A 12,984-nucleotide genomic window follows, 5' to 3' on the forward strand; every position below is an offset into this window, starting at 1 on the left:
CTCAGATTAGTACTGAAAGTTGCAAAAAAACTGTTGAATGACCCGACGCAAACGTTTTCGTCACCCTAATGGCGCGCATTCTACATAATTTGATTTAGGTCATAAAGAGAAATTTACAATTTTTCTCATGCAGTTTTTTCATGATGACAAGCAATGTTTATCATGCCAGCATTGCAATCGCATAACGACAATCTATTGCCTGTCAAATTTGTGCTTTACACCCTGTAAAACAGCAATTACATAGGTTTACCGTAAATTTTACCCTCTAGCTACCGAAAAGATCATCTTTTTACTACTATGCACGCCTTATTTATCACTAATGACTGCAACATTGATGGAAAAACACTCATTAAAAGAAGACTGGATAGCGATTCTCACGGGTACCTTTTTAGTAGCTCAAGGCGTTTTCTTTCTCCAATCCGCGAACCTTCTAACGGGAGGCACGACTGGATTGGCTCTGCTTATTAGCCAATTTACACCTTTTACCTTTGGTGTGCTGTACTTTTTAGCAAACAGTCCTTTTTACTTACTAGCATGGAAACGCTTCGGCCGTCATTTCGCCATTAATAGTGCCATTTCTGGCGCGTTGGTTTCTATCTTTGCCGATCATCTTTATTTGCTAATCTCGCTCGAATCGGTAAATGAAGTTTATTGCGCCGTCGCAGGCGGGCTTTTAATGGGGCTCGGTATGCTGATCCTATTCCGACATCGCTCCAGCTTGGGTGGCTTTAACGTGCTGTGTTTGTTTATCCAAGACAAATTTGGCATTTCAGTTGGCAAAAGCCAAATGGCAATCGATGCATGTATCCTGTTTGCTTCATTCTTCTTTGTCACACCAGAAGTGATTGGCCTTTCAATTTTGGGGGCGTTTGCACTCAATCTCGTGTTAGCGATGAACCACAAACCGCACCGCTATTCCGTGACCTACGGTTCATAAATTTTTGATAATGATTGAAGCGCGATTTATAAGATTTCGCGCTCCAATCGCTATATAATACTTCGCGATTTCCAAATAGATCGGTACGGTATGCGCGACTTTCTGCAACAAGCTAAACAGACTCACAGTTATATTGCGATTGGAGAGCTGATCTATAACCCGAAGACACAGACCCTTCATCAAGATGTTATCGCGATTGATCTTGAACCTCGCACCATTGAATTATTAGAACTGCTGTTAACAAGCGTTGGCCACCCACTCTCTGCTGACACCATTATTGAAACCATTTGGCAGAGCAAGTTCATCTCTAAGAATGTGCTCACGAACCGCATTAGCACCTTACGTGCCCTGCTACAGCAGTACTTACCCGAATACGATGCCGCTAAGCTTTTAGTCACTTACCCCCGCAAAGGCTACTTTCTTAACCCTGCCAATATTCGTTTGGTGCCACCAGCGAAAAGCCATCGACGCGTTATCCCAACTCAGGTTGCGAGGAATAAGAACTTCAAGCTGATTTTTGCTTATAGCTTGTGTGCCATACTTGCAGTTTGTAGCGTGACGCTCGCAAGCTTGTTATGGCAACGCCAAGAAATCTCAACACAACAAACACGTCATCAACTACTGATTCCCAAAGTCGAGCTACTACTCAACCGTGTCGATTCAATCGGCTCTCAGGCGCGAAAATACCGCATACTGGTCAAAGCCATCTTGCTGCAACAACAGGTCGAATATCCATACACCGACATCGCCAACCAAGATGCTCCCAGTTACTTTCTTGATCCTATCGGTCATGCGCCATATTTCCCTGGCGCACGAAACATGCAGACCAGCGACTACGAGCTCAATATCGAGTTAAAAGACGGCACAAAACAGGGCATCTTGAAAGCGCAGATGAACCTTATTTATCCTGCGACGGGCAAGCTAGCGTTTCGCAATGAGTACACACTGCGTTTATCTGACTTACAATCGGATATTTTCCAAATGCACTCGGATGTCGCGCAATACTTCAATCTGCCTGCACCTTCGGCAAGTACGTGGCAGCTTTCGGATATTCACAAAAAAATGTTATTCGAGAATGCCTTTTCTAGCCAACCTCTCCGACAATCTGATGAGTTTGCGGCTATAACAACGGCAAGACATCTCGCCTTATACGAGCACGAACATCAAAAGCTGGAAGCGTATTTAACTCAAGTACAATCGTCGTTTGATGTTTTGCCAGATGAGCTGAGCCTCTGGTTAGGTCTATTGCATTTCAAATTAGGTAACTTAGACAGGGCAAAAGCTCTGTTAACGACACCAGATGGCGACTCACGTATCCAAAACGCACTGATTTATACCTTTGTGTCTCACATTGCTTATAAGCAGAACAAACTTGAACAGTTCCGTCTCAACTACATGGAATCACTGGTGGCGCTGCTGCGCGTTTTACCTTCCGAAACCTTGTTTGAGCGTCTTTCTCAATCTGAATCAAAAGAGACTTGCCTCCAACCGTGGAAAACGTTGCATGTTAGTGTGACCGATCAAGAAATCATAAGCCGATGGAAAGCGCTCATTAACGAGTATTGCACTAACGTAGCCAACGAAATAACTCCAAACAAAACAAAGACCTAAATATAAAATTAAGCTTTCATTAACCCCTGTTAGCTTTTGTTTTTTGCCCTTTTTCTCTCACTGAACTTAGCATGCTCGCATTCAAGCAACGGCCCAACATGAAACGGCCTTATCAATCAGGAATGTAAACCATGCTAAACAAAATGACGCTTATCGCAGCAGCAACTCTGGCTCTTTACGGCTGTGGCGGAGGTTCGTCTTCTGGCAGTGCGAATCCAAACAAAATGCCTCAAGAAAGTTTCGACGTCTCGATTCACAACTCAATCTTCGCTCCTGTACCAAACACACAATTGAGCTATTCGTTTAGCTTGGATGGCCAACCAGAGGGCGACATGAAACTGAGCTTCCAAGCGATGGATAGCGAGCAAATATTGGCAGCATTGGCACAAATCCCAAACAGCGAGGCAATGGTCCAATTGGTTAATGACTTGGTGAACTACGGCGCCGAACAGTTCTACTATTCAGACGAGCAGTACAACGACGACGAAGAGAGCAATACGCTTTACTTTGCAGGATCAGATGGTGCACTTCATGAAATCACTGACGCTTATTTCATTGGTCATCAGTTTATTGCCATGCTTATGCACAGCAGTCCGATTTTCCGCCTAAACGGTGACGACGTAAAAGAGAAAAGCCCGAATATTGACATCGGTGAAGAAACTATGTCTCTGCAAACCACTCTTACAGGCTACGCAGTTCACAACCTTCTAGACCGTTTTGAAGATCATGAGTGGGTACAAAACCTTCCTATGACAGCATCTTGCCAAGTGGTTTGGCAACAGCAAATCCGAGAGACTGGTATGCGTAAAGCGTTCTCGATCTCAGGCAAGAAAATTGAAGCGGCATACCTGATGGAAGAGAACATCTACAACCTAAACTGTGATGATATGGACTCAATGGAGTTCGCCACTTCGGCAGAACGTTGGTTTAATCCGAGCTTAGGTCTGATAGAACAAATTGAACTGCTGAAAGTACAACAAGTACAAATCAACGAAGAGAAAGTGCAGCTAACAGCGATTGAAACAAAATAAGCTCGCATTTTTTATAGATATCTCAATAAAAGAAGGCTTTGGGGAGCACACCAAAGCCTTCATCTCGAACATCAATCTTAGGGGTGATGACACCCGAGTTTATTCTTCTATCAATAAAATACGAGTTTCGTAAGGTCGTAACACTTGATGGTTTGACGCGACTGCGCTCGCTGAGTTTTGATAGTTAGATAGCAAGTTTTTCGCCTTACTCATATCAAAACATTCTGGCAGAACGCATTCCACCTCTTCAGAGTAGTAGTTATTGATACACAGCAGCGTTTGCTTATCGTTCTGACGAGCGTAAGCGAAAATACGTTTGTGCTCTGGCAGTAAATCTTCATAACAGCCATCGGTGATGACTGGAACCTGTTTACGCAGTTCAATCAGACGCTTGTAAAAGTAGAACACCGAGTTCAAATCGGCAACCGCAGCTTCAGCATTGATTTCAGAGTAATTCTGCGCCACTTCAAGCCACGGCGTTCCCTCAGTAAAGCCCGCGTGTTTTGCACTGTTCCATTGCATTGGTGTACGTGAATTATCACGCGACTTCTGTGCCAAGATCGCCATCATGTCCTCATGAGATACACCATCACGGTTGACCATGATGTCGTACATGTTAGTACTTTCAACATCACGATATTGGCTGATTTCGGTATAATCTGGGTTGGTCATGCCGATCTCTTCCCCCTGATAAACATAAGGTGTGCCTTGCATCATGTGCACTGATGCCGCAAGCATCTTGGCAGATTCAACACGGTATTGCTCGTCGTTACCTAATCGGCTCACAACGCGTGGCTGGTCGTGGTTACACCAGAACAACGCCCCCCACCCTTTGCCATTTAAGCCCGTTTGCCAATGATTGAAGATCTGTTTTAACTGAATGAAATCAAACGGCGCTTTGGTCCATTTTTCACCATTTGGATAATCGACTTTCAGATGATGGAAGTTGAACACCATGGATAGCTCTTTGCCGTCTAGCGAAGAATATTGCTGGCAGTGCTCTAGTGTGGTGGAAGACATTTCACCCACCGTCACGCTGCCGTATTTTTGAAACACAGATTCGCTGATCTCTTGAAGGTATTCGTGCACACGTGGACCGTCGGTGTAGAAGCGGCGACCATCACCAATATCGTCACTTGGAAAATCTTGCTGTTTAGAAATCAGGTTGATAACGTCGAGACGGAAACCATCGACTCCCTTCTCTGCCCAGAAGCTGATGACTTCTTTCACTTCTTCACGCACTACTGGGTTTTCCCAGTTTAAGTCCGCTTGCTCTTTAGCAAAAAGGTGCAAATAGTACTGGCCTGTTTTTTCATCCAGCGCCCAAGCGTTGCCACCAAACTTTGATTGCCAGTTGTTTGGTTCAGCACCATCTACCGGATCTTTCCAGATGTAGTAATCACGGTATGGGCTGTTTTTATCACCCAGTGCGGATTGGAACCACTTGTGTTCTGTCGACGTGTGGTTCACTACAATGTCCATGATGATACGAATACCCAACTGATGCGCTTCTGCTAGCAAAGTATCAAAGTCTTGCATGGTGCCGAACTCAGGGTTAATCGAGTAATAATCGGAGATGTCATAACCGTTGTCGATCATTGGCGATTGGTAAACCGGCGTCAGCCAAATCGCATCCACACCAAGGTGCTTAAGATAATCCAGCTTAGAAATGATCCCTTTGATGTCGCCCGTGCCTTTACTGCCACTGTCACAAAAGCTTTTTGGGTAAATTTGATAGATGGTTGCGGTTTTCCACCAGCTCTCATCATGCTTGGTCATAGCCATTTCTAACACTCACTTACCAGTAATCGGAAACTTAAAATTTGAAAAGAAAAATAGGAGGAGGCAGCCAAGTCACTGCCTCAAATAGAATTACGCGTTTGCAGGCTCAAGCTCACCTTTGGCTTGTGCACGCTTATAAAGAATTAACGTTAATGCAGCAGGTACCAGCATTGCGACTAACATAGCCAAAGCAAAAATGCCCCAGAACTGCGGTTGGATAGACAAGATGCCCGGCAAACCGCCCACACCGATACCGTTCGCCATTACGCCCGCACTACCACAAATAGCAGCAGCACACGCACTACCGATCATCGCGCTCAGCATTGGGAACTTGTATTTCAAGTTGATGCCGTACATCGCCGGCTCAGTCACGCCAAGGTAAGCAGAGATAGCCGCAGGCACTGAGATATCACGCTCGCCATGTTTTTTACTGATGATAATGATGCCGACGACCGCAGACGCTTGAGCAATGTTTGAAAGTGCAATCAGAGGCCAAATTGGCGTACCGCCTAGCTCTTGCATCAGTTGAAGGTCTACCGCGTTGGTGGTGTGGTGAATACCAGTAATGACCAATGGCGCGTATAGGAAGCCGAAGATGGTTGAGCCAATCATTGCGAAGTCACCCGTCATGGCTGCTTTTGCTGCGAAAGCAACGCCGTCACCCAACATACGACCGAATGGACCAATGATAGAGTGCGCAAGAATCACAGACACAATGATTGAGACAAACGGCACGACCACTAGGTAAAGGTAAGACGGAATGATGCGTTTTAAGTTGGTTTCAATAAACGCCAGTGCCATACCAGCAAGCATTGCTGGAATCACTTGCGCCTGATAGCCCACTTTCTCGATGGCGAATAAGCCAAAGTCCCATACTTCGGGTACTTGCTTACCAATCAGGTAGGCGTTCATCAACTGCGGCGAAACCAATGTTACACCAAGCGTGATACCCAGAATCGGAGTACCGCCGAGCTTTTTCACTGTCGACCAACACACGCCAACCGGTAGGAAGAAGAAGATTGCTTCACCAATTAGCCATAGGAAAGAGTGTACCGTTGCCCAAAACTGGCTGATTTCCGTTAGCGTTTGACCATCAAACATCTTGATGTCGCCAATCACGTTACGGAAGCCAAGAATCAGACCACCGGTAATGATCGCAGGTAGCAGTGGTACAAAGATTTCTGCAAGGTGGGAAATACCACGCTCAACGATATTCATGTTTTGACGAGCAGCGTTCTTCGCTTCGTCTTTGCTGGCTTCACTTTTACCCGTCAGTCCGATCAGTATCTTGTAAACTTCATCCACTTCAGTACCGATAACCACTTGGAACTGGCCTGCATTGGTAAAACAGCCCTTCACCATCGGTAATGCTTCTAACTGTTTCGTATCTGCTTTGTCCGTATCATTTAGAACAAAACGCAAGCGAGTTAAACAGTGACTTACACTGGCAATATTGTCCGGCCCCCCGACCAGCTCAATAAGACGCTCCACGTCTTTACGCGCATTCTTACTCATAACTTTGTCCACCCTGTATTGGATACATTCGATTCATCATTTTGTTTTTATAAATGGGAACATTCCCATCTCTTAATTTTAATATTGCCATCCGAAGGCAAAAAACAAAATGGGAACAGTCCCATTAATTGAGAGTGATCACAGTATAATTTTAGAGCAGATCGTTTTAGTGTGGGTCAATAAACGATAGGCTGTTGAGTAAAGTGAACCACTTCCTCATCGCCATTTAATTGATTGATCAGCATGTTAGCGGACTTCTCACCTGCAAGGGTATAACCTGGGTCGACACTAAATACTTTAGGGAAAAGGAAAGAGAGCAATTCATTACCTCCAACACCTGTCACAACCACATCTTCACGGCCTAACTCTTGAAGACGCTTAATCACGCCCAACGCGATGGTGTCACTGGCGCACACGATGGCCTGAGTGTCAGATTGAAGGACTTTGTCTACTAACTGATAAGCACTTTCATGGCTCAACTTACCCGTTTGGAAACAAGGTGCAATTTGCTTGCGTTGACACCAAGCTTTATAAGCTTTTAGACGAGCTAAGCCAGTGGTTTTGTCTTCAGGATCAACACCAATATAAGCAATGCGAGATAAAGATTGCTGCTCAAGGTGAGACAAAGCCATGTCAATCACACCTTGGTTATCGTAGTTGATCGAGGAAACCATTTGCGTGTCCATCGCGATCACGACGATACGATTCCCCCACTCCGCCAATGCTCGCTCATCACATCCAGTAAAGCCAAACACGATCACCCCATCGACGTTGCGACGTTTAAGCACATCCAAATGTTCATTGGTTTTATCGCGATCGAATTGGCTCTCCATGATCACCGCATCATAACCAGCGGAATACAAAGCATTGAGCATTGTACCAACGGCGCGATTTTCTGATGGTGAATCTAAACGGGAGATGATAACCCCAATAACTTTTTGGCTGCCGCCACGCATTGATTGCGCAGATTTGGACGGCACATAACCAGATTCACGAATGATTTGCTCAACCTTCTCTCGCGTTTGGGGTTTCACTTTTGGATCGTTAGTAAGCACACGGCTTACTGTCGATTTGCCCACGCCTGCCAATTTTGCGATATCAAGAATGGTGAGTTTTTTGCTCATAAGTGTTCAGATTAAAAGAAGGAATCAAACAAAAGGGAAGCAGTGGCTTCCCTTATCTCAGTCAGTAATGAAGATTACTTGTTTAAGTACGCAGGCACATCTGCAATGCTATCTAATACTACCGTTGCAATGGCTTCGCCCTGTTCCGTTACTGGCTTACCAGTGCGAACCAAAATCTTAGTGCCAACGCCTGCCGCTTCTGCTGCCATCATGTCTTCAGCTTTATCGCCGATCATCACAGATTTCTCCATGTCGATCTTCAAGAAGTCACGCGCAGAAATGAACATGCCTGGTTTTGGCTTACGGCACTCACAATCTTGCTTGTACTCGCCAATGCCATGTTCTGGATGATGTGGACAGTAATAGATACCATCGAACTCAACACCATTATCAGCAAAGTTCCAATCCATCCATTGAGTCAGAGACAAGAAACGGTCTTCACTGAATTTACCGCGTGCGATGCCCGATTGATTCGTCACTAACACTAGAAGGTAGCCTTTATCTTTTAGCGCTTTCGTCGCTTCAAATACACCATCAATGTACTCAAAATCATGTTCGTCATGAACGTAGCCGTGGTCAACGTTTATCACGCCATCACGATCGATAAAAACAGCAGGTTTTGCCAAAACGTATTTCTCTATTAACTCGGTTTAATCAGATTATTACATACCTTATAAACTTCAACACTATCTAATTCATTCTAGGCCTCGACAAAACGGTTGATTTGTTGGGCAAGAATCGGTAAATCTGAGGGTGCCCCGCCGTCTACCTCCTGCTTGTTATCTATACATCTTCGTTTTAAAACAGAACATCCATACATTTAGACGTCTAGACGTCTAGACGTAAAAATATCTATTGACTTCATTCTGCTTAACCCATAGCATCAACTGAAAATTGAGATAAAGCTCAACATTAAGTTCTGTCAAAGGCCGTTTTTGACAGCGAAGTTCCCCGTATCTTTGGGCAGGTTGAAACATGATAGAAATAAAAAACGTCAATAAAGTGTTCTACCAAGGCAGTAAGGAAATCCTTGCCCTGAAAGACATTAACCTACACATCGACAAAGGCACCATCTTTGGTGTTATCGGTTCATCAGGTGCTGGTAAAAGTACGCTGATTCGCTGCGTAAACATGTTAGAAGCGCCGACCTCTGGTTCCATCATCGTTGATGGTGTGGATCTAACCAAACTCAGCAAAAAACAACTAGTCGAAACACGCCGTAACATTGGCATGATCTTCCAGCACTTTAACCTGCTTTCGTCTCGTACTGTGTTTGATAATGTAGCACTGCCACTAGAACTGGCAGGTAAAGACAAATCGCAAATCACAACAAAAGTAACTGAGTTGCTAAAGCTTGTAGGCTTAGCCGACAAACACGAGAGCTACCCATCTAACTTAAGTGGCGGCCAAAAACAGCGTGTGGCAATTGCTCGTGCATTGGCATCCGATCCTAGCGTGCTGCTTTGTGATGAGGCCACTAGTGCGCTAGACCCGGCAACAACTCAATCTATCCTTGAGTTATTGAAAGAGATCAACCGCAAACTCAACATCACGATTTTACTTATCACTCACGAAATGGAAGTCGTAAAAAGTATCTGTCACGAAGTAGCAATCATCGGTGGTGGTGAGCTGGTGGAAAAAGGCACCGTTGGCGATATTTTTGCGCACCCTAAGACAGAGCTAGCGCACCAATTCATTCGCTCAACGCTGGATCTTTCCATTCCTGAAGATTACCAAGCTCGTCTGCAAGCAGAGCGTGTTGATGGCAGCTACCCGTTGGTTCGCTTAGAGTTTACTGGCGCAACCGTCGATGCACCGTTAATGTCGCAAATTTCTCGTAAATACAATATTGATGTGAGTATTTTGAGTTCCGACCTTGATTACGCTGGTGGCGTGAAATTCGGCATGATGGTCGCAGAGCTATTTGGTAACGAAGAAGATGACAACGCAGCTCTTGAATACCTGCGTAAGCACAACGTAAAAGTAGAGGTACTTGGTTATGTCCTTTAATACGATTTCTGAATGGCTGAGCTTAAACAGCAAACTACTTTTAGGTGCAACGTCGGAAACGCTTTACATGGTTGCGGTTGCCGGATTAGTCGGCTTTGCTGTGGGTATTCCATTAGGCGTAATCCTCCATATTACTAAGAAAGGCGGCCTACTTGAAAACACCAAACTAAATAGCGGCTTAGGCGCTATCGTTAACATTGGTCGCTCAGTGCCATTCCTCGTACTGATGGTTGCGATTATTCCAGTGACAAAAATGCTGGTTGGAACCTTTATCGGCACAACCGCAGCAATCGTCCCACTGACTATTGGCGCCATTCCTTTTGTCGCTCGTCTCATTGAAGGTGCTTTATTAGAAGTACCGACAGGCTTGGTGGAAGCAGCGCAGTCAATGGGGGCGACACCAACACAGATCATCACAAAAGTTCTACTACCTGAAGCAATGCCGACTATTGTTAACTCAGTAACGATTACGTTGGTCACTCTCGTTAGCTACTCAGCTATGGCGGGTACGGTAGGCGGCGGCGGCCTAGGCGACGTAGCCATTCGTTACGGTTTCCACCGCTACGATGTAACTATCATGGCCGTGACTGTCGTGATGTTGATTGTTCTAGTACAGATTATTCAGTCTATCGGCGACGCAGTGGTGCGCCGTGTAGACCACAGATAAGCATCAAAAATACAAATTATAAGGAGATAAAGATGAAATTTAGCCTTAAAGGTCTTTTGACTGTAGCAACGGCCGCCTCTGCTCTTGCTCTAGCGGGTTGCGGCGACAAAGAAGTAGACGTAAACAAAGTAAAAGTTGGCGTTATTGCTGGTGCTGAAGCACAAGTAGCCGAAGTTGCCGCTAAAGTAGCAAAAGAGAAATACAACCTAGATGTTGAGCTAGTAACATTTACCGATTACGTAACACCAAACGCCGCTCTGGATGATGGTTCAGTAGACGCGAATGCGTTCCAGCACAAACCATACCTAGACCAACAAGTGAAAGACCGCGGCTACAAACTGGCTATCGCGGGTAACTCATTCGTTTACCCTATTGCTGGTTACTCAAAGCAAGTAAAATCAATTGATGAAATTCAAGATGGCGCACGCATCGCAGTACCAAACGACCCAACTAACCTAGGTCGCTCACTACTGCTTCTTGAGCAGCAAGGTTTAATTACGCTACGTGATGGCGTTGGTCTACTCGCTACAGTACGTGACATCGTAGGCAACCCTAAAAATATCGAAATCATTGAACTAGAAGCCCCACAGCTTCCACGTTCACTGGATGACGTAACGCTATCTATCATCAACACCACTTACGCAAGCTCTATCGACCTATCGCCAGAGCGTGACGGCGTGTTCGTTGAAGATAAAGACTCACCATACGTAAACCTAATTGTCGCTCGCGAAGAAAATGTTAATGCGCAAAACGTACAAAACTTCGTAAAAGCTTACCAAACGGAAGAAGTTTACGAAGCGGCAAAAGAGCTGTTCAAAGGCGGTGTTGTGAAAGGTTGGTAATCCCACTTTTCAAAACATGACTGAAAACAACGTTCTAAACATAAACGTTCTAAACACAAAAGGGCTGATGTGAAAACATCAGCCCTTTCTATTTGTCTATCTACCCATTTAAGTAGCTTCAATTCGCTACTTAAGATGGTCCCAAGAGATATTCGACACGATTCGGCAGTCATCACACTTAAAATGAAATATGTCATGTAGTGGCTCATCGAGTAGCCACTCGCCATCGCATTTTGGACACTTGCGCGCTTTCTCGCTCTCCAGCGACTGACCTCCGACACGATACTGGTAATAGTACGTAGGGATCTTCGTGATGTATTCGATACGGCCACGTAAGTCCCAACCTCGGCGAAACAGCACACTATCCACATCGCAAATTTCGTGCAGCGCCGCATGTTCCGCTCGGCAACCCCCTGCCATTTGGATTTCATCACACGCTTGCCACTCAGTCTGCCACTTAATGACGGCTTTATGGTCTCCATTAAGTGTTGGCTCATTGCGATACAAAGGAATTGGCAACAGGGTTTCACCACTTCGCAAAGGCGAACACGTATGAACATAAGTCGTGTACAACACTTGCCAGCTAGGTGTCTCTTCTTCGGCTGCTTGTTCTGAATTCAAATCACGCCCCAGCATACGCATTTTCGGAGCAAGCAAAGACGCATCCGACAAACGGTTCATGCACACTTTGACGAAATCTGAGTGATAACGTGGATGCAAGCTGTCTTGTTCTGGGCAAACAACACGAACGAAAAATTCACCTTCTCCCATCACTATCGGGAATTCACGACCTAATACTTGGCCGTTGTAACGCAGAGCATCCATCAAGCCATTAATGGCTTTGTCTACCGCGCTGACGGTGGTGTTATCAAAACACTCAAACTGCAACTCAACAACATACATACTTAGACGGCAGCCTCTAACTTATTCAAGAACTCAACCAATGAATCTGCCAATACATCACGTTTAGAGGTGCCCAAACGCTCTAGAATCACATTGCCAGTGAGGTTACAAATAGAAATCACATCCATTTCCTCATCTGTCGCTGCGATAAATACTGTTGGTTTAAGTTTCAAGCGGCGCTGCGTCACCAAATGACCAAGAATATTTTCTTGTAGACGCACGAAATCGTCATCGCTCCACACTTGCAGCAGCGTCAACGAATTACCTTGCCAAGTTGCCTCCATATCGGCGCAGTATTGAGAACCATAAAAGGCTTTAACATCATCTTGCAGTGACAACTCAATCGCATTTTCCACATTGGTGAAATCGGCCATTTCATCACGTGCGACCGCTTTCCAAAGCACCTTTCCATCACGCTTCTCTTCGACACAAGGAGAAACAAGCTCTGCAAGCTCTTCACTGCTTGGCAACTCATTGTGCTTAGCTTGCCAAGCTTGTTGGTAGCGCAGGCTGAACTCTTGTAGCGCCTGAGTAACGTTTTGGGTCATGAAGGTCTCCTCAT

12 protein-coding genes are annotated in these 12,984 nt (G+C 45.2%); 6 read left to right on the top strand and 6 right to left on the bottom strand.

Annotated elements, in window-relative coordinates:
* Positions 1 to 334: 334 nt before the first annotated feature.
* The 3 genes from R7041_RS14935 to R7041_RS14945 all read left to right on the top strand — a co-directional run bounded on the left by R7041_RS14935 (position 335) and on the right by R7041_RS14945 (position 3,579).
* Positions 335 to 937, top strand: coding sequence for a YitT family protein (locus R7041_RS14935; RefSeq protein ID WP_017635671.1), 603 nt, complete (start codon positions 335 to 337; stop codon positions 935 to 937).
* Between the two features lie 90 nt (positions 938 to 1,027).
* Positions 1,028 to 2,548, top strand: coding sequence for a winged helix-turn-helix domain-containing protein (locus R7041_RS14940; protein WP_017821759.1), 1,521 nt, complete (start codon positions 1,028 to 1,030; stop codon positions 2,546 to 2,548).
* Between the two features lie 131 nt (positions 2,549 to 2,679).
* Positions 2,680 to 3,579, top strand: a complete 900-nt coding sequence (locus R7041_RS14945; protein ID WP_064369036.1) for a hypothetical protein — start codon at positions 2,680 to 2,682, stop codon at positions 3,577 to 3,579.
* A gap of 99 nt (positions 3,580 to 3,678) precedes the next feature.
* Here the strand turns inward: R7041_RS14945 and treC are convergent, their stop codons facing one another.
* The 4 genes from treC to gmhB all read right to left on the bottom strand — a co-directional run bounded on the left by treC (position 3,679) and on the right by gmhB (position 8,626).
* The gene (gene treC / locus R7041_RS14950; protein ID WP_064369035.1) at positions 3,679 to 5,364 is read right to left on the bottom strand and encodes an alpha,alpha-phosphotrehalase; all 1,686 of its coding nucleotides are present in this window, start codon (positions 5,362 to 5,364) and stop codon (positions 3,679 to 3,681) included.
* Between the two features lie 87 nt (positions 5,365 to 5,451).
* Positions 5,452 to 6,876, bottom strand: a complete 1,425-nt coding sequence (gene treB / locus R7041_RS14955; protein WP_064369034.1) for a PTS trehalose transporter subunit IIBC — start codon at positions 6,874 to 6,876, stop codon at positions 5,452 to 5,454.
* Positions 6,877 to 7,052: 176 nt separating this feature from the next.
* Positions 7,053 to 8,000 (bottom strand): trehalose operon repressor TreR, encoded by a 948-nt coding sequence (gene treR, locus R7041_RS14960; RefSeq protein WP_064369033.1) that lies wholly within the window; start codon positions 7,998 to 8,000, stop codon positions 7,053 to 7,055.
* Between the two features lie 74 nt (positions 8,001 to 8,074).
* Positions 8,075 to 8,626, bottom strand: a complete 552-nt coding sequence (gene gmhB / locus R7041_RS14965; RefSeq protein WP_005381961.1) for a D-glycero-beta-D-manno-heptose 1,7-bisphosphate 7-phosphatase — start codon at positions 8,624 to 8,626, stop codon at positions 8,075 to 8,077.
* A gap of 349 nt (positions 8,627 to 8,975) precedes the next feature.
* Between gmhB and metN the strand changes: the two genes are divergently transcribed.
* From metN to R7041_RS14980, 3 genes are read left to right on the top strand one after another with little or no spacing between them, the layout of a single operon-like run.
* Positions 8,976 to 10,010: a methionine ABC transporter ATP-binding protein MetN gene (metN, locus tag R7041_RS14970; RefSeq protein WP_005381962.1), complete on the top strand. Its 1,035-nt coding sequence runs from the start codon at positions 8,976 to 8,978 to the stop codon at positions 10,008 to 10,010.
* Positions 10,000 to 10,677, top strand: a complete 678-nt coding sequence (locus R7041_RS14975; protein WP_206949557.1) for a methionine ABC transporter permease — start codon at positions 10,000 to 10,002, stop codon at positions 10,675 to 10,677. The genes metN and R7041_RS14975 overlap by 11 nt, the downstream gene beginning before the upstream one ends.
* Before the next feature lie 32 nt (positions 10,678 to 10,709).
* The gene (locus tag R7041_RS14980) at positions 10,710 to 11,519 is read left to right on the top strand and encodes a MetQ/NlpA family lipoprotein (protein WP_005381966.1); all 810 of its coding nucleotides are present in this window, start codon (positions 10,710 to 10,712) and stop codon (positions 11,517 to 11,519) included.
* A 126-nt stretch (positions 11,520 to 11,645) separates the two neighbouring features.
* Here the strand turns inward: R7041_RS14980 and R7041_RS14985 are convergent, their stop codons facing one another.
* Positions 11,646 to 12,422 carry a Zn-ribbon-containing protein gene (locus R7041_RS14985; protein ID WP_005383605.1) on the bottom strand — a complete coding sequence of 259 codons (777 nt, stop codon included), beginning with the start codon at positions 12,420 to 12,422 and terminating at the stop codon, positions 11,646 to 11,648.
* 2 nt (positions 12,423 to 12,424) lie between these two features.
* A complete protein-coding gene (gene syd, locus R7041_RS14990; protein ID WP_005381970.1) occupies positions 12,425 to 12,970 on the bottom strand; it encodes a SecY-interacting protein in 546 nt (181 codons plus the stop codon).
* Positions 12,971 to 12,984: the final 14 nt, after the last annotated feature.

The sequence above is a fragment of the Vibrio sp. 1751 genome, from assembly GCF_033339895.1.
Lineage (GTDB): Bacteria > Pseudomonadota > Gammaproteobacteria > Enterobacterales > Vibrionaceae > Vibrio > Vibrio alginolyticus.